The 26,243-nt window shown below is 36.9% G+C and carries 24 protein-coding genes and 1 other annotated feature; of the genes, 21 read left to right on the plus strand and 3 right to left on the minus strand.

Annotated features, from left to right (window positions below; translation table 11 throughout):
- Window positions 1-167: 167 nt before the first annotated feature.
- Both DOK81_RS00365 and DOK81_RS00370 read left to right on the plus strand, forming a co-directional pair.
- Window positions 168-1,148 (plus strand): hypothetical protein, encoded by a 981-nt coding sequence (locus DOK81_RS00365; RefSeq protein ID WP_206907075.1) that lies wholly within the window; start codon window positions 168-170, stop codon window positions 1,146-1,148.
- A 327-nt stretch (window positions 1,149-1,475) separates the two neighbouring features.
- Window positions 1,476-1,922, plus strand: coding sequence for a GNAT family N-acetyltransferase (locus tag DOK81_RS00370; protein WP_206907076.1), 447 nt, complete (start codon window positions 1,476-1,478; stop codon window positions 1,920-1,922).
- Between the two features lie 433 nt (window positions 1,923-2,355).
- Here the strand turns inward: DOK81_RS00370 and rnhC are convergent, their stop codons facing one another.
- Window positions 2,356-3,276 carry a ribonuclease HIII gene (gene rnhC / locus DOK81_RS00375; RefSeq protein WP_206907078.1) on the minus strand — a complete coding sequence of 307 codons (921 nt, stop codon included), beginning with the start codon at window positions 3,274-3,276 and terminating at the stop codon, window positions 2,356-2,358.
- A 200-nt stretch (window positions 3,277-3,476) separates the two neighbouring features.
- On the opposite strand from rnhC, the gene zapA reads away from it, so the two are divergent.
- The 8 genes from zapA (at window position 3,477) to DOK81_RS00415 (ending at window position 13,863) form a co-directional block, all read left to right on the plus strand.
- The gene (zapA, locus tag DOK81_RS00380; protein ID WP_206898384.1) at window positions 3,477-3,914 is read left to right on the plus strand and encodes a cell division protein ZapA; all 438 of its coding nucleotides are present in this window, start codon (window positions 3,477-3,479) and stop codon (window positions 3,912-3,914) included.
- 42 nt (window positions 3,915-3,956) lie between these two features.
- Complete coding sequence (locus DOK81_RS00385) at window positions 3,957-4,505, plus strand: CvpA family protein (protein ID WP_206907080.1); 549 nt, start codon at window positions 3,957-3,959, stop codon at window positions 4,503-4,505.
- 239 nt (window positions 4,506-4,744) lie between these two features.
- Complete coding sequence (locus DOK81_RS00390) at window positions 4,745-7,105, plus strand: endonuclease MutS2 (RefSeq protein ID WP_206907082.1); 2,361 nt, start codon at window positions 4,745-4,747, stop codon at window positions 7,103-7,105.
- Window positions 7,106-7,193: 88 nt separating this feature from the next.
- Entirely contained in the window at window positions 7,194-7,508 is a 315-nt protein-coding gene (gene trxA, locus DOK81_RS00395; protein ID WP_206907085.1) for a thioredoxin, read from the plus strand.
- Window positions 7,509-7,651: 143 nt separating this feature from the next.
- On the plus strand, window positions 7,652-9,430 hold the full coding sequence (gene uvrC, locus DOK81_RS00400; protein WP_206907087.1) for an excinuclease ABC subunit UvrC: 1,779 nt from the start codon (window positions 7,652-7,654) through the stop codon (window positions 9,428-9,430).
- Between the two features lie 188 nt (window positions 9,431-9,618).
- Window positions 9,619-10,518 carry an ABC transporter ATP-binding protein gene (locus tag DOK81_RS00405; RefSeq protein ID WP_206907088.1) on the plus strand — a complete coding sequence of 300 codons (900 nt, stop codon included), beginning with the start codon at window positions 9,619-9,621 and terminating at the stop codon, window positions 10,516-10,518.
- Complete coding sequence (locus tag DOK81_RS00410) at window positions 10,511-11,773, plus strand: ABC transporter permease (protein WP_206907091.1); 1,263 nt, start codon at window positions 10,511-10,513, stop codon at window positions 11,771-11,773. The genes DOK81_RS00405 and DOK81_RS00410 overlap by 8 nt, the downstream gene beginning before the upstream one ends.
- A 191-nt stretch (window positions 11,774-11,964) precedes the next feature.
- Entirely contained in the window at window positions 11,965-13,863 is a 1,899-nt protein-coding gene (locus DOK81_RS00415) for a fructose-1,6-bisphosphatase (RefSeq protein WP_206907093.1), read from the plus strand.
- A gap of 69 nt (window positions 13,864-13,932) precedes the next feature.
- On the opposite strand, the gene DOK81_RS00420 is transcribed toward DOK81_RS00415, so the two are convergent.
- Entirely contained in the window at window positions 13,933-14,652 is a 720-nt protein-coding gene (locus DOK81_RS00420) for a gamma-glutamyl-gamma-aminobutyrate hydrolase family protein (RefSeq protein ID WP_206907095.1), read from the minus strand.
- A 206-nt stretch (window positions 14,653-14,858) separates the two neighbouring features.
- Window positions 14,859-14,907: a sequence feature (sodium ion sensor (DUF1646 type); this cis-regulatory element may regulate processes involved in with the transportation of sodium ions), on the plus strand.
- Window positions 14,908-15,013: 106 nt separating this feature from the next.
- Between DOK81_RS00420 and DOK81_RS00425 the strand changes: the two genes are divergently transcribed.
- The 10 genes from DOK81_RS00425 (at window position 15,014) to DOK81_RS00470 (ending at window position 24,988) form a co-directional block, all read left to right on the plus strand.
- Window positions 15,014-15,334, plus strand: a complete 321-nt coding sequence (locus tag DOK81_RS00425) for a hypothetical protein (RefSeq protein ID WP_206907098.1) — start codon at window positions 15,014-15,016, stop codon at window positions 15,332-15,334.
- The gene (locus DOK81_RS00430) at window positions 15,321-17,318 is read left to right on the plus strand and encodes a V-type ATP synthase subunit I (protein WP_206907100.1); all 1,998 of its coding nucleotides are present in this window, start codon (window positions 15,321-15,323) and stop codon (window positions 17,316-17,318) included. Before DOK81_RS00425 ends, DOK81_RS00430 begins: the two co-directional genes overlap by 14 nt.
- Window positions 17,319-17,339: 21 nt before the next feature.
- Complete coding sequence (locus tag DOK81_RS00435; RefSeq protein ID WP_206907102.1) at window positions 17,340-17,810, plus strand: V-type ATP synthase subunit K; 471 nt, start codon at window positions 17,340-17,342, stop codon at window positions 17,808-17,810.
- A gap of 19 nt (window positions 17,811-17,829) precedes the next feature.
- A complete protein-coding gene (locus DOK81_RS00440) occupies window positions 17,830-18,414 on the plus strand; it encodes an ATPase V (RefSeq protein WP_206907104.1) in 585 nt (194 codons plus the stop codon).
- A gap of 11 nt (window positions 18,415-18,425) precedes the next feature.
- A complete protein-coding gene (locus DOK81_RS00445; RefSeq protein ID WP_206907107.1) occupies window positions 18,426-19,412 on the plus strand; it encodes a V-type ATPase subunit in 987 nt (328 codons plus the stop codon).
- Entirely contained in the window at window positions 19,402-19,713 is a 312-nt protein-coding gene (locus DOK81_RS00450; RefSeq protein ID WP_206907108.1) for a V-type ATP synthase subunit F, read from the plus strand. The genes DOK81_RS00445 and DOK81_RS00450 overlap by 11 nt, the downstream gene beginning before the upstream one ends.
- A 21-nt stretch (window positions 19,714-19,734) precedes the next feature.
- Window positions 19,735-21,516 carry a V-type ATP synthase subunit A gene (locus DOK81_RS00455; RefSeq protein ID WP_206907110.1) on the plus strand — a complete coding sequence of 594 codons (1,782 nt, stop codon included), beginning with the start codon at window positions 19,735-19,737 and terminating at the stop codon, window positions 21,514-21,516.
- Window positions 21,509-22,888 carry a V-type ATP synthase subunit B gene (locus tag DOK81_RS00460; protein ID WP_206907112.1) on the plus strand — a complete coding sequence of 460 codons (1,380 nt, stop codon included), beginning with the start codon at window positions 21,509-21,511 and terminating at the stop codon, window positions 22,886-22,888. Before DOK81_RS00455 ends, DOK81_RS00460 begins: the two co-directional genes overlap by 8 nt.
- Window positions 22,889-22,890: 2 nt before the next feature.
- Entirely contained in the window at window positions 22,891-23,529 is a 639-nt protein-coding gene (locus DOK81_RS00465) for a V-type ATP synthase subunit D (protein ID WP_206907113.1), read from the plus strand.
- Between the two features lie 103 nt (window positions 23,530-23,632).
- Window positions 23,633-24,988, plus strand: coding sequence for a TrkH family potassium uptake protein (locus DOK81_RS00470; RefSeq protein WP_206907115.1), 1,356 nt, complete (start codon window positions 23,633-23,635; stop codon window positions 24,986-24,988).
- 85 nt (window positions 24,989-25,073) lie between these two features.
- Here the strand turns inward: DOK81_RS00470 and DOK81_RS00475 are convergent, their stop codons facing one another.
- Window positions 25,074-25,445 carry a VOC family protein gene (locus DOK81_RS00475; RefSeq protein ID WP_067484141.1) on the minus strand — a complete coding sequence of 124 codons (372 nt, stop codon included), beginning with the start codon at window positions 25,443-25,445 and terminating at the stop codon, window positions 25,074-25,076.
- Window positions 25,446-25,565: 120 nt separating this feature from the next.
- On the opposite strand from DOK81_RS00475, the gene DOK81_RS00480 reads away from it, so the two are divergent.
- The gene (locus DOK81_RS00480; RefSeq protein WP_206907117.1) at window positions 25,566-26,024 is read left to right on the plus strand and encodes an NUDIX hydrolase; all 459 of its coding nucleotides are present in this window, start codon (window positions 25,566-25,568) and stop codon (window positions 26,022-26,024) included.
- Window positions 26,025-26,243: the final 219 nt, after the last annotated feature.

Raw genomic sequence — 26,243 nt, forward strand, 5'->3', positions numbered from 1 at the left:
TTCTTGTTTATCATACTTATTAGCGAGAATAGGTTTGATAGACACAGATTGTTAGCAGCCGATTCATAAAGATATCGGTTTTTAGAGAGTTTTAGAGAGTGTACCCATTTCATGATACAGTTATCTACTGTTACAATGGATTTAAATAAAAATTAGGAGAAAAAAACATGGTTAATCAAAATTTGTTGAAGTTCGAGGACGCTTGGGATATAGTGAAGCACGAACCAACGGTATGGGAATTCATTGAAATCAAAAATGATTCTTTCTACTACAAAATAAATCAGGAAGAACTGTTTCTAAGTAGTTTTAAAAGTAAAAATCTACCGTCATCTCCTTATACATTAACATTTTTGGGCAAAGTACTGACAAAGTTGAGTCCTTTAGCGAATATCATGTCACGACGCCCAGGAACAGAAGAAGTTACTTTTTATGTTTTACTTAATACACCACAGTCGGGTCTTTTTGGAAAAAAAGTAGACAAAAAAATGTTAGAGGTTGCCGCTCCACCTCTTGTTTGGAGGAGACAACAAATCAAAGAAGGAATAAGGGAGAATATCAAAGAGTACATAGAAAAAAATGAATCCTTCTATTTTCTTGATATTGGCTCAGGAGCAGGTTTTGATAGTCTCGAGATTGAACGCCTAATACATAGAATCAATGACTTAACAAATAATTGCTTTAATAAACCTTATGGAAGTCTAAATATCGATATTGACTCAAAATGGTTGGGAAATAATCAATTAATAGCAGAAAAATTATTTGGTTCGAATCATTTTATAACAAGAGAAAATATATCTATTTTTGATTTTTGGGAAAAATATCCAAAGGCAATGCTTGGACAATATGATCATTTAATTATTTCTTGTAATGGTTTTGCGGAATTTTTATCTGACGTAGAACTTCGAAATCTATATGAAAAAATATTTCTGTTTGCACAAACATTTAATGGAACTGTTGATATTATCTTGCCTTTTGCGAATAAAAATAAAAAACAAGAATCTCTTGGGCATAAGATTGGTTTCAAATTCAAGGCAAAAGAGAAACAGGAAATAATCAAGATGATCAAAGAGATTTTTATAAAGTACAAAGTGAAATCTTGTGAGAAATATAGCCATATTGTCATGACTGTACAAAAAGATAGTGATTAATTGAATACATCAAAAGCATGAAATCCAGATCATAGCCTAAGGGATATGTTCTGGATTTTATGCTTTTCTCCATTGTTTTAGTCCATTTTTTACGATCGATTTTAAGATGGAAATATCAGTGAGAAACAATGGATTAACTTTCACAAATGCTAAACACCGATTTTCTGAGCAATGTTTAACTAGGAAGATATGTAGCATTAAGCTCGAATAGCTTATACTTAAAGTAAGCACCAGAAAATTACTTGAAGACGAGCTGAAAGCATTCAGCGAAAGTTCAGTAGCTACAACGATTGTAAAAAGAAATAGCTTTTGTGAAGGAGTGTTCGAATGAATTTATTACTTAAAAAGGTCGACGAATCTAATTGGCGAGATGTAATTGCGCTATCTGTTTCAGAAAATCAACTAAATTTTATAGAAACGAATGCAGCTTCTTTACTGGAAGCCGCCTATGATGTATCACTAGAGTGGCGACCGTTAGCCATGTATGATGGTCAGAAACTTGTCGGTTTTTCGATGATTGGTGCTCAAAAGGAGCAATCTATGTGGTTAGATCGATTGATGATTGAAGCGAGCTCACAGGGAAAAGGATATGGTAGTTTATTTTTGCCTTTACTTATTGACTTGATGAAAGAACAATATGCTGTTGAGCGTATTTATCTAAGTGTGCATGACGAAAACGAAAAGATCATCCCTTATTATCAACGCTTCGGATTTGTTGATAGTCAAAGGTATGATCCAGAAAATGGTGAACGAATCATGTATTTAGATATGTAGGTTAAGACGTTCAAATTTTATTTATTTTTTTGTTAGCTTTTTGATAACGAGTATCAAGGTTAAAATCACTAACACAACTATCAAGAAGGCAAACAACATTTCGAATAACAGGCCTACTTCGACGATCAAATCACCCATGGGCAGTCTCCTTCTTTCTCTAACAAATAAAAATGAGCTCGATGTGCATTTGTCTCTGTTTATACTTAAAATAGCGATACTATGTAAAATCAGAATTTCTTGTTCAGTGATTAGAAGACTACAAGAAAAAATGATTTATTTTTCTCTTATCTATTGTTTATGTTTAGAAATTCAATCGATTCCGCTTTTTTTAGTAGAAAGTTCCCATTTTGTCCCCACAAAAGATTGCTTAGTAAAAAGTAATCTTTGTGAGGATTTTTGTTTGTTCAGTATTTTCAAAAGTTTAATAGGATGATCAAATTAGCTTTTGTGCTTTTTGCGTATTAGCAAAATGGAGTTTTGCATAATTGGCTAATAAAGGTAGACCCCCTTTTTTTAAAACACGCGCTGCTACGAGATCTGATTTTGAACCGGCACCAGACGGTAAAGTTATTCCAAGTTCAGCAGAAGCTTTATCTAGTTCTTCTAGAAAGCTTGCGCGACTAATGATAGAAGCTGCAGCAACTGCTAGATGATATTGTTCACCTTTTGTTACAAAATATAGTTTTTCTTGAATTTTATTTTTTTCTAGCCGTGCGTATTTTTGGAAATTTGCTTCGGGTGTAAATTGATCAATCAAAATCGCTTCAGGCTTGGTGGGTGAAAGTTTTTGTAAAAGCAAATAAATTGCTTGGTTATGCAATGCAACCTTCATCCTAACAGCATTATATTCAGGTTGTATTTCATTATATTTTTTTGGTGTAAGTACCAATAGTTGATAAGGAATTGTTTCCTTCAAAATTTTGGCTAACTGAATGATTTGAGCATCTTTCAATTCTTTTGAATCTCTGACGCCTAAGTTTCTCAAAATTTCTAAGTGTTTTCGATCAACGTAAGCGGCACAGACAGTGACGGGTCCGAAATAGCTTCCGTTTCCCACCTCATCACTGCCTAGGACGGAAAGCTGACTAATATTATTGGGTAGTGAAGAGGAAGATTTGACCTTCGTTTTTTTTACAGGTGATGACGCATTAGAGGATTCCCAACGACGGGCTTCTTGCTCGGCGTTTGCGCCTTGAAACATGACTTTTCCAGAAGTATAGGCAGTGATTGTTGTACCATTTTTTTTAGCAGAGAAAGTTGTATAAGGGATTTTTTTTTGTAGCAAGTTTGCTTGATAAGCATTTTTCATTTCATCCATTTTTGATTCAGAAACTTTGATTATTACATTACTCATTTTAGTCCTCCACTATTTGCTGTGACCATGAGGTTTTGATACATTGACAGGATCAAGGTGTCCCTGATGAGACATAGCATTTTTTAAAATTTTATCATATAATAGTAAAGTATGTTTAAGAAAAATGTGCGAAGTACACACGTATAAAAACTTCGTGGTACACTAAATAGGAATTTTATTATGGGAAGGAAATGGTTCGTATGGCGCATGAAAAAACACGCTATAAAGCAGTGATTGCCAATCAGACGTATACGATTATTGGTCGTGAAACGAAGCATCATATGGATATCGTTACAAAATTAGTGAATGACCAATTGATGGAATTAAAACAATTATCGCCACAGATGGATAACGAGCAAGCCGCAATTTTAATGGCGGTCAATGCGCTTTCGGATCAATTGAAGAAGCAAGAGAGACTCTTGGAATTAAATGAAGAAGTTGCGCAATTGAAGAAAAAAATGATTAAGTTTACTGAGTTAGAAAATCGTGTGAAACGGATGGAAGCTATCGAAAATGAAGCACGTGAAGTTTTGAAAGAAAATGGGCAACCTGATCGTGAAATCAAAAATCCTGTTGAAGCACAACAAATTTTGAACGAGAAGCGTAAAGGCCAAATCAAGCAGAAGTCTTCTACTTAAGCAGAAGTTTTTGAGTAGAGCTAGAGGAGAAAGGAACATGGCATGCTAAGTTTATTGATTATTCTTTTTTTACTGATTGCCTTTTTTTCTGGTGCGAAAAGAGGATTTGCTTTACAAGTCGTCTATACTGTTGGCTACTTGTTATCTTTTCTTGTCGCACAATATTTTTATAAGCAGTTAGCGGATCATTTGGAATTATACATTCCTTATCCGGCTGTAACGCCAACATCGAAGTTGGTCTTTTTCGATCAAACGATTTCTTTTAGTTTAGATCAAGCATTTTATGCGGGTATCGCATTTCTTCTTATTTTGATGGCAGGTTGGTTGATTACACGTTTTGTTGGCATTTTTGCTCACAGTCTAACTTACCTACCAGTGTTGAAGCAAGTCGATTGGTTAGCCGGTGGTCTTTTGTCAGTTGTTGTAACTTTTGTCATGATTTTCTTGCTTTTAAGCTTGCTTTCATTTGTCCCTGCAGATTTTATCCAAAACCAATTTAGAAATAGTGGACTTGCTCGCTATATTGTTGAAAATACACCAATATTAACAAATAAAATCTATGATTTATGGGTTACGAGAGTGATTGGATAAGGTTGTGACGCAAAGCGTTCAGCTTCAAACAATAAGGAGTACTTTCTAAAAATAGCAGTTAGCTGTATAGTTTTGTGTTATTTTGAGAAAAAGATTATGACATAAAAGTTAGTCTCAAAGTGAAAAAACTACTGGCTTTTGAATGTAGCTAGTTGCATACGAGTTGAAATATGTGAACAGTCTGGGGGACTAGTTGATCCCAGACTCCTTTTTATAGTTAAAGTGAAGTAGGTGAAAAAATGAATAAGCGAATTTTAGAAACATTAGAATTTGAAAAAGTAAAACAGATGATCCAGCAATTTGTTGTGACAGCCCAAGGAAAAGAAGAGCTTGCGCGATTAGTTCCAGAAAATCAATTGACAAAGATTAGTAATGCTCTTCAAGAAACAGAAGATGGGCTAAAAGTACAACGATTACGTGGGGGGATTCCAATTCCCAAATTAGAAAATATTCGACCACATATGAAACGAATTGAAATTGGTGCGGATCTGAATGGATTGGAGCTGGCACAAGTTTCTCGTGTGTTATCTACAACGAGTGAACTAACCCGTTTCATCGATGATTTAAAGGACAGTGAGATTGCGTTTAATCGTTTGTACATGTGGACAGAGCAATTAGTAACAATCCCTGTTTTAAGCCGTCGATTAAAAGAAGCAATTGATGAAGATGGTCGAGTAACAGATGATGCTTCGCCAGAATTAAAAATGATTCGTCAAAATATTCGTCGCAGTGAACAAACAGTCCGCGAACAATTAGATAGCATCGTACGTGGAAAAAATGCCAAATATCTAAGTGATGCAATTATTACTATGCGTAATGATCGTTATGTTATTCCTGTTAAGCAAGAGTACCGTGGTGTTTTTGGCGGTGTGGTACATGACCAAAGTGCCTCAGGACAAACCTTATTTGTTGAACCGAAGCAAATCGTTGATCTAAATAACCGGTTACGTCAATATCAGATTGCGGAACGAAATGAAGTGCAACGAATCTTAAGTGAATTGTCTGCAGAATTAGTCCCATATCGTCAAGAAATCATTCATAATGCGTATGTTATCGGGCAATTGGACTTGATGAATGCAAAAGCACGATTTGGGAAAGAAATCAAAGCAATTGTGCCAACAATCAGTGAAGAAAACTTTGTTGTTTTGAAACAAGCACGTCATCCTTTGATTGATCAGGAAAAAGTAGTGCCAAATGATATTTCCATTGGTGAAGGATATCAGGCAATTGTTATCACTGGACCAAATACCGGTGGGAAAACCATCACGTTGAAAACGCTTGGATTACTTCAATTAATGGGACAAGCAGGTCTTCCAATTCCAGCTGAGGAAGAAAGTCAAATCGGTGTTTTTGAAGAGATATTTGCGGATATTGGAGACGAACAATCCATCGAACAAAGTCTTTCTACTTTTTCTTCTCATATGACAAACACTGTAGAAATTTTGTCAAAAGTGAATGAAAAAAGTTTGGTGCTTTTCGATGAATTAGGTGCTGGGACAGATCCGCAAGAAGGGGCAGCCCTTGCGATTTCAATCTTGGATGACTTGGGTAAAAAGTCTGCCTATGTTATGGCAACGACTCACTATCCTGAATTAAAAATTTATGGTTATAATCGAGCAAATACCATAAATGCGAGTATGGAGTTCAATGTTGATACTTTGAGTCCGACCTATCGGTTATTAATTGGCGTTCCCGGTCGAAGCAATGCATTTGAGATTTCCAGCCGTTTGGGGTTATCATCAGAAGTAATTGAGGAAGCAAAACAATTGATGGATGACGAAAGCCAAGATTTAAACGAAATGATTTCTGACCTAGAAACGCGTCGAAAAATGGCTGAAACGGAATATTTAGAAATGCGCCATTATGTTGAAGAAGCAGAAGCACTTCAAGCAAACTTGAAAGAAGCATATAGTTATTTCTTTGAAGAACGCGAAAAAGAATTGGAAAAAGCGAAGAAAAAAGCAAATGAAGTGGTTTCTGAAGCGGAAGAAAAAGCAGAGAAAATCATTGCTGACATTCGCAAAATGCAACAACAAATTGGACAAACCAATGTGAAAGAACACCAGTTGATTGATGCTAAATCACAATTAGCTGACTTACATCAAGAAGAAACTCTTAGAAAAAATAAAGTATTACGCAAAGCAAAACAACAGAAGACCTTAAAAGTAGGAGACGAAGTTTTAGTTACTACTTATGGTCAAAGAGGAACTTTGTTGAAGAAAAATGGAAATCAATGGCAAGTTCAAATTGGTATTTTGAAAATGAACGTGTCAGAAGAAGAACTAACACCTGTTGCGCCTGAAAAAGAACCAAAACAACGAGTAGTTCACGCTGTCCGTTCTGAATCAAGTAGTCATGTGCCAAATCAGTTAGATTTACGGGGAAAACGTTATGAAGAAGCGTTAAACGAAGTGGATCAATATTTGGATTCAGCGATTTTAGCTGGTTACCCACAAGTGACGATCGTTCATGGAAAAGGAACTGGTGCGTTGCGTCAGGGAATCACAGAGTATTTAAAAAATCATCGTAGTGTGAAAAGCTTTGAGTTTGCACCCGCAAATCAAGGTGGAAATGGCGCAACAATTGTTAAGTTTAAGTAAGACTTACTAATGGTAAGCAAATTATTCGATGGATTGAGTTTCAGGTGTTATACTAGCCAGAGATTAATAAAAAACGGAGGTCTTTTTTATGTCACGTGAAATCACAGATCAAACATTTAACCAAGAAACAGACAAAGGATTAGTTTTAATCGACTTTTGGGCAACTTGGTGTGGCCCTTGTCGAATGCAAGCACCAATTTTGGAACAATTACAAGAAGAATATGATGAAGATGAATTCCGCATTGTAAAAATGGATGTTGACGAAAATCCTGAAACACCACAACAATTCGGAATCATGAGCATTCCAACATTACTTTTGAAAAAAGATGGTCAAGTAGTAGAAAAAGCAGTGGGTGTTCATTCAAAAGAACAATTGCGTCAAATGGTTGATCAATACTTGTAAGAAGTAAATATCAAAATAAACAATTGTGAGAGGTCGGCAAATAGTCGACCTCTTCTTTTTGATGTTAATTGACAAAAGGGGAACTTTTGTTCTTGACAACCATGTTATAATAAATAAAAGAATGACGAAGAGGGGAGTACCTGATGAACGAAAGAATTAAGAACAAATTAGCTTTACTTCCTGACCAACCGGGCTGTTACTTAATGAAGGATAAGAATGGAACGATTATTTATGTTGGTAAAGCAAAAATTTTGAAAAATCGAGTTCGTTCATATTTTACTGGTAGTCATAATACAAAAACAGAACGATTAGTCAGTGAAATTGAAGACTTTGAATATATCGTTACAGAATCAAATATTGAAGCATTGCTTTTAGAAATTAATTTGATCAAAAAAAATGATCCTAAATATAATATTATGCTAAAGGATGACAAAACGTATCCCTTTATCAAAATTACGAATGAGAAGTATCCACGTTTGGTTATTACACGAAAAGTTCTCAAAGATAAAGCAACATATTTTGGTCCCTATCCTGATGTTGGTGCGGCTAATGAAACTAAAAAAATTTTAGATCGATTGTTTCCTTTACGTAAATGCAAACCAAGTCAGACAAAAGAACCTTGCTTGTATTATCATCTGGGGCAATGTTTATGTCCGTATTTTTTTCATGTTGATCCGGCTGTTTACACAGAAATCGTGGACGAAGTCAAACGATTTCTAGGTGGCGACTATGCAGCGATTGAAGCAGAAATCCAGCAAAAAATGGAAATAGCAGCTGAAAATATGGAATTTGAAAAAGCTGCAGAGTATCGAGACCAAATTCGAGCAATCGATACTGTGATGACACGCCAAAAAATGACAAATACCGACTTGAAGAACCGTGATGTTTTTGGTTATGCAGTTGATAAAGGCTGGATGTGTGTGCAAGTGTTTTTTGTTCGTCAAGGAAAGTTGATTGAACGTGATGTATCCATGTTTCCATTTTATAATGAACCAGAAGAAGATTTCTTAACCTATATTGGACAATTCTATCAAGAAAACGAACACTTCATTCCACAAGAAGTGCTTATACCAGATACTATTGATAAACCAAGTGTGGAGGCGTTGCTTTCAACTAAAGTTTTACAACCGCAAAGAGGAGAAAAGAAAAAGTTGGTTGAATTAGCAAATAAAAATGCTCGCGTGGCATTAAATGAACGTTTCGATCTTATTGTTCGAAAACAAGAACGAACAATTGGTGCTGTAGAAAAATTAGGTAATGCCATGAATATTCCAACACCGATTCGCATCGAAGCTTTTGATAACTCAAATATAATGGGAACATCACCTGTTTCGGCTATGGTTGTGTTTATTGATGGAAAACCTGCTAAAAAAGAATACAGAAAGTATAAAATCAAAACAGTTCAGGGACCAGATGATTATGCATCGATGAAAGAAGTGATTTATCGCCGTTATTCTCGTGTGCTGAAAGAAGGCTTACCGCTTCCTGACTTAATTTTGATTGATGGCGGTAAGGGCCAAGTGGATGTTGCCAGAGATGTATTAGCGAATCAGTTAGGTGTTGATATCCCGATTGCTGGATTGGCAAAAAATGATAAACACAAAACAAGTGAGCTTTTGTTTGGTCCTGAACTTTCTGTGATTCCATTAGAGCGAAATTCTCAAGAATTCTTTTTACTTCAACGAATCCAAGATGAAGTACATCGATTTGCGATAACGTTTCATCGACAATTACGTAGCAAAAATAGTTTTGCTTCTCGGTTGGATGGAATTGACGGACTTGGTCCTAAGCGAAAGAAAGCCTTACTCAAAGAATTCAAATCTTTGAAAAATATCACTGCAGCATCAATTGAAGACTTGCAATCAATTGGTCTACCAAAGAACGTTGCTCAAAATGTACACGACAAACTAAGTCAAAACTAAGATGAGGATACTTTACAAACCTTGTAAAGTGTCCTATTATTTTTTATATAAAGAAAAAAATGAATTGAAACAAGTTTTTTTTGACCAATATATTTAAGTCAAGAAAGCTTGTCTCTTTTTGTATCTGCTTTAACTTTTTTTATGAATGGAATGAAAAGCAACACTTAGGGAAGAAAAGGAGTGAAATGATGTTAGAGGTTACAGACTTAGTTAAGACATTTGGCGACTATACCGCAGTCGACCACGTATCTTTTCGGATACCAGATGGAAAAATCATGGGGTTGATTGGACAAAATGGTGCCGGGAAAACGACCACGTTTCGTTTGATTTTAGATTTTTTGACTCAAGATCAAGGAGAAATTTTGTGGAATGGTAAACCCTTAGGGGAAAAAGAATATGATATTATTGGTTATTTACCTGAAGAACGTGGGCTATATCCAAAAGTTACGATTCAAGATCAATTGATTTATTTTGCAGAATTACGTGGGAAAACACGAAAAGAAATCGAACCTAAGATTGATTTTTGGATGGAAAAATTTCAAGTCAAAGGAAAGAAAACCGATAAAGTGAAGTCTTTATCTAAAGGAAATCAACAGAAGGTACAATTGATTGCTACATTGATTCATGAACCAAAATTGATTATTTTAGATGAACCGTTTAGTGGGTTAGATCCAGTGAACGCAGAATTGTTAAAAGATGGCATACTTGAACTAAAAGCAAAAGGGTCATGTGTTATCTTCTCTAGTCATAATATGGATAATGTGGAAAAAATCTGTGATCATTTGATTATGTTGCGAAACGGGAAAATGGTTCTAAATGGTAAGGTCCATGAAATTCGCGAATCTTTTGGTCGAACAAAATTATTTTTAGAATCAGATTTAACACAAGCTGAAGTTGCTGAAGTTGAAGGTGTCGAAAAAGTCGTTATACGTGAAGATGATTCACTTGAAATTACTTTGTCAGATCCAGCGGCGGGGAAGGAAATCTTTACTCGTGCGACGCAATTTGGCTATATTCCAATGTTTAATCAACAGCCACCAACGCTTGAAGAGATTTTTAAACTGAAGGCAGGTGAGTTCGATGCGTAAATTTTGGATTATTACAAAAGATGTTTATTTGAAAAATGTCAAATCAATCTCTTTTCTAGTGATGATTCTGGTGCCATTTATTATGATGGGGATCATGTATGTAGCTGGAAACTTTGCACAGAATAATAGTGAAGTAAACAAAATCGGTATCTTATCAGAAAATCCTCAACTGAGTGAACAGTTGAGCCAGCTAAAATCAGATGAATTTAGTTTTGAAAAAGTAGATTCTGAAAAGGATGCACAGAAACAACTTGAAGATGAAAAAATTGACGCGTATCTGGTGGTTGCAATTGATAACAATGAGGTCAAAGGAACATTATACAGTGAAAATTCATTGGGACAAAGCACCCAATTGTTGATTCAACAACAATTGACAGGTATTCAATCAACTGTTCGTGCTAGTCAACTTGGCCTTTCTGGAGAAGAAGTGGCAAGTTTAAGTGAAATGGCTGGTTTGACTAGACAAAAAGTGAGCTTCGACGATCAAGGGAAGATGACTACTGGCGAGGATAACTCACTAGTGCAATATGTCGTAAGTTACGTGGTTACTATTACGCTATTTATTATTATTTTGACGTATGCACAAATCATTGCGCAAGAAATTGCGTCGGAAAAAGGGACAAGAATCATGGAAGTTATTTTGTCTAGTACCACGGCACAAAAACATTTTTATGGGAAATTAACAGGTGTTTTGTTGGTAGCTTTGACACAGATGGGCTTGTATGGCGTTATCTTTGGGGTAGGGTATCAACAATTTAAAAATATGGATATGGTCAAAGAAATCTTGTCAGGTATTTCTTTAACGAATATCTTTGGTCCATTCTTGTGGTTCTCATTAGCGTTCATGATTTTAGGGATTCTGATTTTCTCTGTGTTGGCAGCTTTATGTGGTTCATTAGTTAACAAAGCAGAGGATACGGCAAAAGCTATTCTACCTGTGACTTATCTTTCATTAGGTGGTTATCTTTTGGGCTTGATTCTTGGAGCATCAGATCCTAATAATATTGTGATTCGGATTACTTCTTATATCCCGTTCCTTTCTTCTTACGTTATGCCGATTCGTTTGGCAAATGATACAGTGGGTTTAGGTGGTGCATGGATCTCGTTGATTGTTTTAATCTTAATAACTATTTTCTTAACAATCGTTTCAGCGAATATGTATAAATCAAATGTTCTTGTATATAGTGAAGGTGGTATTTGGAGTTCATTGAAACAATCTATTTCAATTATGAGAAATGAACGAAAAAAAGGGTAATTTATACTCATGAAAGAAAAGGCAGTTCATATTTCTTTAACCGAATGTAAATCAAGACTCAGACAAGTTTGTCTGAGTCTTTTTTTGAATAGACCAATTTTTTTATTTTTATTTATTTTAACTGTTTTAAACTTGTTTAAAAAGATCTTTGGTAATAGAATATGAACTATACCGATTAAGGAGGGCCATTGATGGATCCGTATCTAGAATTATTGTCAGAAAAATTTCCAACGACTGAAGCTATTTTAACTGAAATTATTAATTTGGAAGCAATTTTACAGTTGCCTAAAGGAACGGAATTATTTTTAAGCGATATTCATGGTGAATTTCCGGCTTTCGATCATATTCTGCGAATTGGTTCAGGAAACTTAAAGGAAAAAGTTCGCGAATTATTTGGTAATCAATTATCAGAAGAGGAAAGAAATCAGTTAACTTTGTTTGTTGCTTACCCAGAATACGTGCAACAAACAACTTGGTATACACAACAAGAAAAAGAACGACTAGTTGTACAGTTGATTGATCTCTTAGGATTTACCTCAGTCAAGTATACTCGATCTAAAGTTAGAAAAAGTTTACCTAAAGAATACAGTTACATTATCGAAGAACTTTTATATTTGGATAATCGACTACAGGGAAAAAAGGCTTACGCGCAAAAAGTGATTGAACAACTTGTGCGTTTAGGCGAAGTCGATCGTTTTTTAGAAAAACTTGCGTTAACGATTCAAACGCTAGTAATCGATCATTTACACATTGTGGGAGATATTTTTGATCGTGGAACCCAAGCAGCAAGAGTAATGGATCGACTAATGGCACAATCGTCCATTGATATTCAGTGGGGAAATCATGATATTTTATGGTTAGGTGCATTTTATGGATCAAAAGCTTGTTTGTTGACTTTACTTCGTATTGCAACACGCTATAATTATTTGTTTGAGCTAGAAAAAGAATACGCCATTAATTTACGACCATTATTTTCATTTGCCCATCAAACCTATAAGAAAAATCCTGTATTTACCCCTAAAAATAGCGAAAATGTGACTGACTCTGAACGAACGGAACTGGAACAAGTCCATCAGGCATTAGCAATCATGCAATTCAAAGTTGAAGAGCAATTGCTCATGCGACGCCCAGAATTTGAAATGGATGAGCGTCAACTGTTACACAAAATTGATTATGAAAAAGAAATAATCGATTTAGAAGGAGCAAGTTATTCGATTAAAGGGGGATGCTTTCAAACAATTTCTCCCCAAGCACCTGAACAATTGACCAAAGAAGAGGAGCAGATAATCGATAGTCTGATGTATTCCTTTCAGCACTCATTACGAATGAAAAAACATATGGAGTTCTTATTGAAAAAAGGAGCGATGTATCTCACGTACAATGACCATTTATTGTTTCATGGGTGTATTCCAGTGGACGAGAAGGGCAATTTTTTAGCTTTAGAGCAAGAGAAAGTTAGTGGAGGAGTTGAATTGTTAGCATTTTTTGAAGAAAAAATTCGAGAAAGTGCAAAAACGCCGGGCATTGGTGAAGACTTAGCAACAGATTATATTTGGTATGCTTGGAGTGGAAGAGTTTCACCTTTGTTTGGAAAAAGCAAAATGGCAACTTTTGAGCGCTATTTTTTAGAAGAAAAACAGACACATGTGGAAAAGAGTAATGCCTACTATCGTTTAAGAAATGAGTTATGGTTTAGTCAAAAGGTCTTGTCCTCATTTGGTATAAAATCAGTTGGCTCAGTTATTATCAATGGGCATACTCCTGTGAAAGTTTGCAAAGGTGAGTCACCAGTTAAAGCGGAGGGAACGGTTTTTGTGATTGACGGAGGTTTGTCTAAAGCGTATCAGAAAACAACAGGAATTGCAGGTTATTCACTACTTTTGAATTCTTATGGTTTCCAGTTAGTTACGCATTATCCATTTGTATCAGTCGACCAGCAATTGGCACAAGCAAATGAAGGAACCTATGTGAAAAAGGTGATCGATCAAAAGGTACCACGTCGTTTAAACCGAAATACGACAAAGGGAAAAGTCCTCCAACAAGAGATCAATCATTTGCATCAATTATTAGCTATTTATTCAATTCGATAACTGACGTAAAAAAAGCCAGAAGCAATTTGTCCATTGCTTCTGGCTTTTTTTGATAGAGGATTCAATTTTTTATAATTCATTAACGAAGTAATCAAAGAGACTTTGATCTAGTGGATTGACTTGGTGAGTCAATTCAGGATGCCATTGAACACCCAAAATTTTTTCTTCAGGATTTTTGCTTTCGACTGCCTCGATGATTCCATCATTAGCAATAGCAATTGCTCTCAATGAGGGGGCTAAGTCTTTGATTATTTGATGGTGATAAGAATTGACAAAATAAGATTCTGGTAACAAAGACCCCAGCAGACTATTAGCAGAAACCTTTACTTCATGAGTAGCAAAAGTTGGAACCGTTGGTTGTTGTTCATGTTTGACTGCCCAATTGGGATAGAGGGAAAGGTCTTGGTACAAGGTTCCACCTAGTACCACATTCACTAATTGTGTGCCGCGGCAAACAGAAAAAATCGGCTTTTTTTGTTTGATTGCTTCTGTGATCAAGGATTGTTCAAAAAGATCACGACTGATATTTGTTTCTTGTAACTTTGGATGTGGCTCTTCTCGGTACAATCGAGGGCTGATATCTTGTCCCCCGGCTAATAATAATTTATCGATACGGCTGATAAAGGTAGCGGCATAGCTTGGTTCAAGTATAGGAAAGACAAGCGGTAACCCACCTGCTTGTTTGACTGCTTGAACAAAGCCATGTGGGGTGTAGGTAACTTCATTTCCTTGAAAAGTATCTGTTGCTTTATTTAAATGATTACCGGCAATTCCAATAATAGGTTGCATAGTTGTTCCTCCAGACTGTAACTAAATTGATTGTAACAACTTTTGAAAAAAAGTGGAAATACTTTGAATTTTTTTTTGTCATCCTGAAACCCTGATACTATTAGGGTTAGTTAGACTTTTTTCGTAAGAAGTCAGTATAAAACGCTCGAAAATGGTTGAACATTTACCCCGTTTTGCTATAATAAAAGACAAATTAAAATAAAAAAGGTTGGGCGTAAGCTTTCAAGGATCAAGTTCTTCAAGGGGTGAGAAGAACAGTTGTTGAAAGTAGCTTGATTACTAGACAGATATCGTTAGAGGTAGCTGACTTTCAATGAACTTGAAAGGCAGCTACTTTTTTTATCGAAAGGATGTGAACGATTTGTTAGAGATTTTAGAAAAGATTCGGAAAGCAGAAGAAAAAAATGAAGAACAGATGCAAGTTTTACGTACTGAGATGCAGGAGTTAACAAAGCAAAAAGAAGACGAGCTTCACACAATTGAAGAAAGAAAGCGCCAAGAACAAACTCAGCTTCTTTCGGAAAAAAAACAAATCAAAGAAGCAACACTTAAAAGCAAACAAAAGCAGCTAGATGAAGAAGTTCAGCAGGTTCAACAAACACTAACTGAACAGTATGACAAGCATCAAGAACAAGCAATTGATCTAATCATTGAAAGGGTGAAAGAATATGTCCGTCACTAAGATGGAAAAAGTCACGCTCATTTCAGATCAAAAGAACCAAGAAACGATTTTACAAGCCATTCAAGGAATCCAACAAGTCGAATTTCGCGATTTATTTCAAGAAACGACAAATAATCATTGGGTCGAAACTTACTTTCCGCAGGTCAAGATTTTTTCTGAGGATACGAGTAAACATGAATTAGAGCAACGACTGCAATCAATACGTGAAGCGGTTCAATTTATTGGACATCATGGTCATTCTCAACAAAAGTTGGTCCATTTAAAGCGGACGGAACTTTCTTTACATGAGTTAGAAGCTGCTTATTCAGAAACTGATTTTTTGAGAAAGTTACAAGAAGTCTTGGACTTGAAAAAACAGTGGGAGAAGCTAAGTGAACAACAAAAAAAACTAATGGAGGAAGAGGAATGGCTTTTAAAGTGGCAATATTTGGATGTCATTCCTGCAACTTTCGATAGTCAAAAAACAGTTCTTGTTTTAGGAAGCATGGGAACGAATAGTTTGGCGCTTTTCCAAAATGCTGTGGCACAATTACCTGTTTATATGAAAGAAATTTATTCTACAACAAAATCTGTTTACTTGGCGTATATTACTTTGCAGGAAGCAGCGGAACAAGTAGCAGAAATCGCCAGTCGACAAGGCTTAACGGTAATGAACTATCCTTATGATGACGTGCCAAGTAAGGTTTTAACTAAAATCAAAGAACAATTGTCAGAAATACAAGTAGCTCAAAAAGAACTGGCCAACAAGATTGGTTCATTCCAAGAATTGATTCGTGAGTTTGAATGGGTGGAAGAAGTGACATTGGCACTGATTGAACGTGAAAGAGTTAAACAACAATTTGTTCGTTCAAAACAGTTACTTGTTCTACAGGGGTGGATTGGAATAGATGCAAAGACAGATTTGATGACTGCTTTAGCCGAAAAACTCCCAGCTTCGGCTGTTCATGTTCAGTTTGAACTACCGACTGTCGAAGAAATCCAGACAGAAGTGCCAACAAAATTAACCAATCATCCACTGATTGAGCCATTTGAATTACTGACAGAGATGTATAGTTTGCCAAAATATGAAGAAGTTGATCCAACTCCTTGGTTCATGCCATTCTATCTTGTCTTTTTTGGCATGATGGTTGCAGACGTTGGATATGGGCTATTGTTATTGATTGGTTCGGTTCTGTTGCAAAAATGGGTTGTTTTGCCACGTGGATTGGCAAGATTTGTTAAATTTTTTGAGATTCTATCTATCCCAACGATTATCTGGGGGTTGGTTTACAGCTCATTTTTCGGGGAGGCATTACCAAAAAGTATCTTTGGTATACCACTGCCATTTCCTATTTTATCAACAACAGAAGATGTGAATACGATTTTGATTTTGTCAGTTATTTTTGGCTTGATTCAAATTTTAGTTGGTTTATTTGTTTCAGCAAAAGAAAATTTGAAAAGAAAAGCGTATTTAAATGCGATTAGCGAAGGCTTTGCTTGGCAAGGTATCCTGATTGGGATCGTTTTTGCTGCAGTCGGGGTAATTGTTTTAAAACAGAAACAATTTTTATATCTTGGTGGCGGTATCGCGATGTTGTCGGCACTTTGCATTGTGATTATTCCAATCATTCAGTCTACTTCAAGGGTAAAAGGTGCTGCTAAAGGCGTATATAACTTATATGGATTAACGAGTTATATTGGTGATCTAGTTAGTTATACTCGTTTGATGGCACTTGGGATTTCTGGTGGCAGTATCGCCGCCGCGTTTAATATGTTGGTAGCATTCATGCCGCCAGTAGCACGATTTAGTGTTGGGTTGCTTTTGATTGTTCTCTTACATGCATTAAATCTATTTTTAACATTGTTGAGTGCGTATGTTCATGGTGCTCGATTACAATATGTCGAATTTTTTGGCAAGTTTTATACAGGTGGCGGACGAGCATTTCAACCACTTAAAACCGCAGAAAAATATGTCAATATCAATCATCGAAAACGAAAAAAATGAATAATGGAGGAATTTTAACAAATGATGGATTACTTAATTACAAATAATGGTGGAATTGTTTTTGCAGTATTGGCGATGGGCGTGGCTACGATTTTTTCAGGAATTGGCTCGGCTAAGGGTGTTGGAATGACTGGTGAAGCAGCAGCTGCATTGACAACCAGCCAACCAGAAAAATTTGGGCAGGCACTGATTTTACAATTGCTACCAGGAACACAAGGACTTTACGGCTTCGTAATTGCTTTCTTGATTTTTATCAATCTAAGTGGTGACTTATCAGTGGTTCAAGGAATGAATTATCTAGGTGCGTCTTTACCAATTGCATTTACAGGCCTATTTTCTGGTATCGCACAAGGAAAAGTGGCAGCAGCAGGTATTCAAATTTTAGCGAAAAAACCGGAACATGCAACGAAAGGAATTATTTTTGCTGCGATGGTTGAGACCTATGCGATTTTAGGCTTCGTGATTTCTTTCTTATTAGTTTTAAACGCGTAAATATGAAGGAGGAGAATCAATGGATGCCATTGAACAAATCATTAAACAAATGAATGAGGACGCAGCAAATGAACGTGCTGCTTTTGAAGCGGCAGAGCGCAAAAAAATCGAGCAAGACTTCAAACAAAAATCGGAACAATTAATGGCTACTTTTCAGCAACAAGAGCGTAAGCAACTCGAGTCGTTGGAGCGACATTATCGACAATTAGAAAATCGTCAACAAGTTGAAGCTCGACAAGAAATGCTGAATAAAAAACAAGTTTTTTTAGATAAGCTATTTGATGAAGCAATTGAGAAAATGGAAGCGTGGAAACAACAAGATACTCTAGCATTTGTTCAAGCAGCCTTGGATCCATTGGCATTAAAAGGAGAAGTTACTTTTCGGGTAGGAGAAAAATCAGCAGATATTTTTACAGAAGAGAGAATAAACAATCTATCGCAAAAATTACCTTTTACCTTAGTCAAAGATCCGAAGGTGATTCCCAATGAGGCTGGCTTTGTATTAGACAGTGACGGAGTTCAATATAACTTTTTATTTAGTCGTTTAGTGACAGAGTTAAGAGGTACGATGGGCTACGAATTAGCACAGCAATTGTTTACTTAAGGAGGGGAACGATGAACTATCACGAATTAAATCCTTTGATTCGCGGGAGAGAGCTTGAATTATTGACGAATGAAGATTTCGAGCGGTTGATTCAAGCCCCTTCAATTGACTCATTTGGCGAACAATTAAAAACAACGATTTACCAACCTTATGTTTATGAAGGATTTGAATATGAACTGGAGCAAAACTTAGTGAAGGAGCAAAGTGAATTATTTGCATGGTTGAAAGAACGAGTCCCTGAGCCAGAAATTCTCTGGATCTATACGATGCGTTTTACTTTTCATAACTTGAAAGTGTTGACTAAAGCGGAACTTACCGGGAAAAACTTAGATCATTTATTTATTGATGATGGTTTCTATTCATTGGATAAGTTGAAAGAAGCGATTCGGACACAAGATTCGATTGAACTACCGGAGACATTACTTGCTAGTATCCGTGAAGTATTTGATTACTTTGAGGGAGCAACTATTTTACAGGGAATCGATGTGATTTATGATCGTCATTTTCTAACGGAACAGCGCCGACTTGGCGAGAAGCTCGGTTACAAGGAGCTGTTGACGGAAATTATTGCATTGATTGATCTCACGAATATTACGACGATGGCGCGTGGACTGATCCAAGGTCGAACAAAAGGATTTATGACAACGGTTCTTTCAAGTGCGGGCGGCATCGAAAAGGAAATCTTTTTATCTTTTATTGGTCAAGATTTAGAAGTGTATAATCGTTTTTTATTAACGACCGACTATGCAGAAATTATTCGTCCTGCACTAAAAGAAACGAAAATTGATCTAATTACTTTAGAACGTTTGAAGGATGACTATCTTTCTTCACTTTATCAGGAGGCACAAACACAGGCTTTTGGACCATTACCTCTACTTGCTTTTTTAAATGCAAAAGAAGTAGAAGGCAAGAATTTGCGTTTGTTAGCAGTTGGTAAACGTAGTCAGTTTAGCCCAGAACAAATCAGAGAGCGGGTGAGAACAATCTATGGGGCATAAAATTGGAGTAATTGGCGATAAGGCGTCTGTTTTACCCTTTCAGTTAGTTGGTTTTGATGTTCACTTTGAAACAGATTCAAAAAAGGTGCGTCGACTCGTGGAAAAAATGGCAAAAGAGAACTATGGTGTGATCTATATCACAGAACAATGTGTGTCTTCTATCCCAGAGGTGATTGCTCGCTACCAAGAACAACTGATGCCAGCAATCGTGCTAATCCCTAATTATCAAGGAACAGAAAAGATTGGAATAACAGAAATTCAAAACAATGTTGAAAAAGCCGTAGGTCAAAATATTTTATAGTAGGGAAAAGGAGCGAATGATTTGCAAATTGGAAGAATTATCAAAGTGTCTGGACCACTTGTGATGGCTGAAAATATGAGTGATGCTAGCATTCAAGATATGTGTTTAGTAGGAGAGCTTGGTGTGATCGGCGAAATCATTGAAATGCGTGGTGATGTCGCTTCTATCCAAGTTTATGAAGAAACATCAGGAATTGGTCCAGGTGAGCCAGTACGTTCAACTGGCGAAGCATTGTCTGTTGAACTGGGACCAGGAATCATTTCACAAATGTTTGATGGTATCCAACGTCCGTTGGATACCTTCATGGAAATTACACAAAGTAATTTTTTAGGTCGAGGTGTACAACTGCCAGCTTTAGATCATGAGAAAAAATGGTGGTTTGAAGCAACAGCTGAAGTGGGCGAGTTTGTCGTTGCTGGTGACGTCATTGGAACTGTGGCTGAAACAAAAGTAATCCAACACAAAATCATGGTTCCAAATGGAATCAGTGGAAAAATCATCCGATTAGAATCAGGCAATTTCACGATTGATGAAGTTGTTTGTGTTCTTGAAACGGAACAAGGAAGTAAAGATCTCACGATGATGCAAAAATGGCCAGTGAGGCGAAGCCGACCAATTAAGGAAAAATGCAACCCAGAAGCGCCTATGATTACTGGACAACGAGTGATTGATACTTTCTTCCCGGTGACAAAAGGAGGGGCTGCGGCTGTTCCAGGACCGTTTGGAGCTGGAAAAACAGTTGTTCAGCATCAGATTGCTAAATGGGCAGATGTTGATATGGTTGTTTATGTTGGTTGTGGCGAGCGAGGAAATGAGATGACCGATGTCTTAAATGAATTTCCTCAATTGATTGATCCAAATACTGGTGAATCCATCATGGAGCGAACAGTTTTAATTGCAAACACATCGAATATGCCAGTTGCAGCACGAGAAGCATCGATTTATACAGGGATTACAATTGCTGAGTATTTTCGTGATATGGGATATGACGTGGCAATCATGGCAGATTCTACTTCTCGCTGGGCGGAAGCTTTAAGAGAAATGAGTGGTAGGTTAGAAGAAATGCCAGGAGACGAGGGATATCCTGCTTATCTCGGTTCACGTTTAGCTGAATATTATGAGCGGTCAGGGCGAGTAATGACTCTTGGTTCCGTGTCTAGAGAAGGAAGTATTACAGCAATCAGTGCCGTTTCTCCTTCGGGGGGAGATATCTCTGAACCAGTGACACAGAATACACTGCGTGTAGTAAAAGTTTTCTGGGGATTAGATGCAAATCTAGCACAACGACGCCATTTTCCATCAATCAACTGGATGCAAAGTTATTCTTTGTATTCGACGGAAGTTGGGCAATATTTAGATCAAGTATTGCAAGCAGATTGGTCACAAATGGTTACAGAAGGAATGCGTATATTAAAAGAGGAAGAACAATTAAATGAAATCGTTCGTTTAGTTGGGATCGATTCACTTTCTGATAACGATCGTTTGACTTTGGAAGTTGCAAAGTCACTTCGAGAGGACTACCTTCAGCAAAATGCTTTTGATGACGTTGATACGTTTACGTCAAGAGAAAAACAATTCAAAATGTTGAAACTGATTTTAACATTTGGCCAAGAAGCGCGTCGTGCGCTGTCTTTAGGGTCTTATTTAACTGAAATTATGGAAGGAACGGTTGCTCTTCGTGATCGGATTGCTCGAAGTAAATATATACCAGAAACTGAAATCGAACAGCTTGATACACTCTTAAGTGAAACGAAAGAAACAATCCAAAAAATCATTGCGGAAGGAGGAATGACGGTTGATTAAAGAATACCAAACGATTGGTGAAGTAGTGGGCCCTTTGATGGCAGTGGAAAAAGTAGCAGGCGTAAAGTATGAAGAACTGATTGAAGTTCGTATGCAAAATGGTGAGATTCGTCGTGGACAAGTATTAGAAGTTCAAGAAGACAAGGCTATGGTTCAGATTTTTGAAGGAACTAGTGGTGTCAATCTTCGTGATTCCGCAGTACGATTTCTTGGTCATCCATTAGAGCTAGGTGTTTCTGAGGACATGATTGGTAGAGTCTTTGATGGCTTGGGTCGCCCGAAAGATCATGGCCCAGAAATTTTAGCAGAGAAAAAAGTCGATATCAATGGAGAAGTGATCAATCCAGTTGCACGAGATTATCCTGATGAATTTATCCAAACAGGTATTTCAGCAATCGATCATTTGAACACACTAGTTAGGGGGCAAAAGTTACCTGTCTTCTCTGGTTCGGGACTCCCACATAAAGAATTGGCTGCTCAAATTGCACGACAAGCAACCGTGCTAAATGAAGCGGAAGATTTTGCTGTTGTTTTTGCAGCAATTGGGATAACATTTGAAGAGGCAGAGTTTTTTATGGAAGACTTCCGTCAAACTGGAGCAATCGATCGAAGTGTGATGTTTATGAATCTGGCTAATGATCCTGCGATTGAGCGGATTGCTACGCCACGAATGGCATTGACAGCAGCAGAATATTTGGCTTATGAAAAAGGGATGCATGTTTTAGTTATTATGACAGATATGACTAACTATGCGGAAGCGTTACGAGAAATTTCTGCTGCGCGGCGCGAAGTCCCAGGTCGTCGTGGGTATCCAGGATATTTATATACAAATTTAGCGACATTATTTGAACGTGCAGGTCGAATTCGTGGCCTAAAAGGTTCTGTCACTCAGATTCCGATTCTGACGATGCCTGAAGATGACAAAACACACCCGATTCCTGATTTAACAGGATACATTACTGAGGGACAAATTATTTTATCACGTGAATTGTATAAGAGCGGAATTCAGCCACCGATTGATGTGTTGCCTTCGCTATCTCGGTTAAAGGATAAAGGGACAGGTGCCGGAAAAACAAGAGCGGATCATGCTGCTACGATGAATCAATTATTTGCAGCGTACGCGCAAGGAAAACAAGCGAAAGAACTTGCAATCGTATTAGGTGAATCAGCTTTATCTGATGTGGATAAAATCTATGCAAAATTTGCTAACCGCTTTGAAGAAGAATATATCAATCAAGGATTTACCACAAATCGATCAATTGTCGAAACACTTGATCTAGGTTGGGAATTGCTTTCGATGTTACCAAGGACGGAATTAAAGCGAATTAAAGAAGAATTGCTAGAGAAATATCTGCCTGAAAAGGAAGTGTGATCATGGCAAGACTAACGGTGAATCCAACACGCATGGAGTTTACTCGTTTAAAAAAACAACTAACGACAGCGACCCGTGGCCATAAATTATTGAAAGACAAGCAAGATGAATTAATGCGCCAGTTTATTTTATTAGTTCGCAAAAATCATCAACTTCGTCAAGAAATGGAAGCTGAACTACAAGCTGCCATGGCAAATGTTGTTCTAGCGAATGCGTCTATCAATGAAGCGTTCATCGAGGAACTGTTTGTTTTACCCACCGAAACGATGGAATTAGCAGTGACTGAAAAAAATATTATGAGTGTCAAAGTACCAGTGATGAACTTTCAATATGATGATCAACTGGGAGAGGCTCCGTTAGAGTACGGTTATTTAAACTCCAATGCAGAATTAGATCAAGCAATTGAGCAGTTTACAAAGGTTTTGCCGAAATTGTTGGCGTTAACAGAAATCGAAAAAACGTGCCAATTGATGGCAAGCGAAATTGAAAAAACACGTCGCAGAGTAAATGCCTTAGAGTATATGACGATTCCTCAATTGGAAGAGACAATTTATTACATTCAAATGAAACTCGAAGAAAACGAACGTGCCGAAGTGACTCGTTTAATCAAAATCAAAGACATGGGAAATGAACATTCATAGTAACTATATCCCCACGTATGCAAAAAAGAGATTTGATGAAAATCAAGTCTCTTTTTCTCAAAAATAAACTAATATAAGAAGAATAGGAAGGCAGTGAACTTGTTTGAAGATACGATTGACTCAACGCTTTCAAAAATTATCAGCAGTACAATTATTAGCTTTCGGTTTTTTTACGCTGATTTTTATCGGAGGAAGCTTATTGTCCTTGCCATTTTTTAGTCGAAGTGGAGAGGCAACCAACTATCTGGATGCATTGTTTACAGCAACATCAGCGATTTGCGTTACTGGATTAGCTACTTTAAATACTGTTGAACATTGGAATGGTTTGGGACAATTGGTCTTGCTGATTTTAATTGAAATTGGCGGATTAGGTTTTATGATGGTGCCAATCTTATATTTCACGCTTGTTCGAAAAAAGATTAGCTTGAGTACACGTATTGTGTTAAAAGAAGCGTTGAATTTAGAAAAAATGGCTGGTGTGACTGATTTGATGCTCTATATTTTCAAGTTTGCTTTAGTCATTCAACTGGTAGGTGCCATCGCATTATCTATCGTGTTTATTCCTGAATTTGGTTGGCTCAAAGGAACTTGGTACGGCATTTTTCATGCGGTTTCTAGTTTTTGTAATGCAGGTTTTGATTTATTAGGTGAGAGCCTGGTCGCATATCAAACAAATAATTATTTGCTACTGGTGATTTCAATATTGATTATTGCTGGTGGATTAGGATTTATTGTTTGGCGTGACTTGTTGAACTTCCATCAAACGAAAAAAATCAGTTTACACTCAAAGATTGCTTTGAGTATGACGGGAATTTTATTAGTAGGCAGTTTTTTCGTTTTTCTTTTTACAGAAAAAAATGGCACACATTTTTCACAAGGCGATTTTAGTAATCGAATAGTTCACACGTTCTTTTTGAGTGTGACACCTCGCACAGCAGGCTATTCGTCGATTGACTATTCTAAGATGAGCCATGCTGGTCTGATTCTGACGATGTTTTTGATGTACATTGGTGGAACTTCTGGCTCTACTGCAGGGGGGCTTAAAACAACAACTTTAGGTGTATTGCTCGCGCAGATGCGTTCGATGTTTAAGGGAAGGACAAGAGCCGAAATTTTTGGACGTACGATACGACAACCAACTATTTTGCGCGCACTGACTTTATTTTTTTTAACACTCACTCTTTGCGTGGTGGCAGTAATGATATTATCAATTACGGAGTATGTGCCAGAAAAAATGGGACTTGAATATATTGCATTTGAGGTCTTTTCTGCTTTTGGCACAGTTGGCTTGTCAATGGGATTGACGCCAGATTTATCAGTTGTTGGCAAATTGTTGATTATGACGTTGATGTATACGGGGCGTGTCGGTGTGTTGACGATTGCTTTTTCGTTGATGAAGAAAGTTCATCAACAAGAAATAAAAATCAAATACCCAGAAGAAAGTGTGATGATTGGGTAAGTCAAAATAAAGATAGTTTTTTGACGGAACTCCAAGCAAAAAGCCCGATTCAAATTTTTTGAATCGGGCTTTTTAAGTGGGGGGATTATCCACGGATAACTTCGATTTTGTAACCATCAGGATCGATCACAAAGTAGTAAGAAGGAGCAGTTCCAGGTAATCCTTTTAAGTCAGTTATATTTAAACCAGCAGCTTGGTGTTTTTCATGCAATGCTTCCAGGTCATCTGCAGCAATTGCGATATGGCCATAACCGTTTCCTAGATCGTATGCCTCATGATCGTAGTTGTAAGTCAATTCTAATTCGTAATCATCTCCAGGCAAAGTTAAGTAAACGAGTGTGAATTTGTTTTCTGGAAAATCACGACGGCGACTTTCTTCAAAACCAAACGCGGTTTGATAAAATTCAAGAGATGCGTCAAGGTCTTTTACGCGGACGCAAGTGTGTGCCATTTTCATAAATAAAAACTTCCCTTCTTTTTTTATAATGATAGCAAAGAATAACAACAAAAATAAATATTGGTGCTTGTTCATGAGAAAACTCTCATGTAGAATAAAAAGAAAAAGGTGGGAAGATAAATGGATTATCCAGTTTTTGGAGAAAAAAAACAGTCAGCCAGCTACCAAACGCGATATGCTGCATATATCATTGTAGAAGAAGAAACAAAAATAGCTTTGGTTGAAGCACCAAATGGCGCATTTTTCCTACCGGGTGGAGAAATCGAAGGACAAGAAACGAAAGAAGAAGCCATCGCTCGAGAGATGATTGAAGAGCTTGGCATCACAGTAGTTATTGACTGTTTTTTAGGACAGGCGGATGAATATTTTTATTCCAACTACCGTGCGACTTATTATTATAATCCGGGTTATTTTTATGTTGCTAAAAGCTGGGAAAAAATCGGGGAGCCAACTGAAACAACCAATCGTATTTGGTGGGTCACTCCTGCGGATGCGATTGTGAAGCTGAAAAGAGGCAGCCATCAATGGGCAGTTAAAAAATGGTTGGAAAGTAAAGAAGAAGCTGAAACAAAAAGTTGAAATCGTCAGTACAGAATGAATTTTTTTGAACTTCAACAATGAAGTTAGAGGATGAGCTTTACAGAGGGTTATAAAAAATTTATTTCTAGCTGATAGTTGATTAATGGATGAAAGAGAAAGCAAAAAATGGAACAATCCCTGGTAAGGGGTTGTTCCATTTTTTGTTAGTTAACTAGTAGTCTTTTTGAAATGGAAAGTATTCAAATAAATTGTGCAAAT

Source organism: Enterococcus sp. DIV0660C, from assembly GCF_017316125.1.
Classification (GTDB): Bacteria; Bacillota; Bacilli; order Lactobacillales; family Enterococcaceae; genus Enterococcus_B.

Bases quoted from the DNA above. Each gene is read 5' to 3' on its own strand.
- DOK81_RS00480 (WP_206907117.1), top strand. From the start codon at position 25,566: ATGGATTATCCAGTTTTTGGAGAAAAAAAACAGTCAGCCAGCTACCAA.
- DOK81_RS00440 (WP_206907104.1), top strand. From the start codon at position 17,830: ATGGATGCCATTGAACAAATCATTAAACAAATGAATGAGGACGCAGCA.
- DOK81_RS00365 (WP_206907075.1), top strand. From the start codon at position 168: ATGGTTAATCAAAATTTGTTGAAGTTCGAGGACGCTTGGGATATAGTG.
- DOK81_RS00385 (WP_206907080.1), top strand. From the start codon at position 3,957: ATGCTAAGTTTATTGATTATTCTTTTTTTACTGATTGCCTTTTTTTCT.
- DOK81_RS00475 (WP_067484141.1), bottom strand. From the start codon at position 25,445: ATGAAAATGGCACACACTTGCGTCCGCGTAAAAGACCTTGACGCATCT.
- DOK81_RS00435 (WP_206907102.1), top strand. From the start codon at position 17,340: ATGATGGATTACTTAATTACAAATAATGGTGGAATTGTTTTTGCAGTA.
- DOK81_RS00390 (WP_206907082.1), top strand. From the start codon at position 4,745: ATGAATAAGCGAATTTTAGAAACATTAGAATTTGAAAAAGTAAAACAG.
- DOK81_RS00410 (WP_206907091.1), top strand. From the start codon at position 10,511: ATGCGTAAATTTTGGATTATTACAAAAGATGTTTATTTGAAAAATGTC.
- uvrC (WP_206907087.1), top strand. From the start codon at position 7,652: ATGAACGAAAGAATTAAGAACAAATTAGCTTTACTTCCTGACCAACCG.
- DOK81_RS00370 (WP_206907076.1), top strand. From the start codon at position 1,476: ATGAATTTATTACTTAAAAAGGTCGACGAATCTAATTGGCGAGATGTA.
- zapA (WP_206898384.1), top strand. From the start codon at position 3,477: ATGGCGCATGAAAAAACACGCTATAAAGCAGTGATTGCCAATCAGACG.
- DOK81_RS00445 (WP_206907107.1), top strand. From the start codon at position 18,426: ATGAACTATCACGAATTAAATCCTTTGATTCGCGGGAGAGAGCTTGAA.
- DOK81_RS00450 (WP_206907108.1), top strand. From the start codon at position 19,402: ATGGGGCATAAAATTGGAGTAATTGGCGATAAGGCGTCTGTTTTACCC.
- DOK81_RS00420 (WP_206907095.1), bottom strand. From the start codon at position 14,652: ATGCAACCTATTATTGGAATTGCCGGTAATCATTTAAATAAAGCAACA.
- trxA (WP_206907085.1), top strand. From the start codon at position 7,194: ATGTCACGTGAAATCACAGATCAAACATTTAACCAAGAAACAGACAAA.
- DOK81_RS00405 (WP_206907088.1), top strand. From the start codon at position 9,619: ATGTTAGAGGTTACAGACTTAGTTAAGACATTTGGCGACTATACCGCA.
- DOK81_RS00415 (WP_206907093.1), top strand. From the start codon at position 11,965: ATGGATCCGTATCTAGAATTATTGTCAGAAAAATTTCCAACGACTGAA.
- DOK81_RS00465 (WP_206907113.1), top strand. From the start codon at position 22,891: ATGGCAAGACTAACGGTGAATCCAACACGCATGGAGTTTACTCGTTTA.
- rnhC (WP_206907078.1), bottom strand. From the start codon at position 3,276: ATGAGTAATGTAATAATCAAAGTTTCTGAATCAAAAATGGATGAAATG.
- DOK81_RS00430 (WP_206907100.1), top strand. From the start codon at position 15,321: ATGTCCGTCACTAAGATGGAAAAAGTCACGCTCATTTCAGATCAAAAG.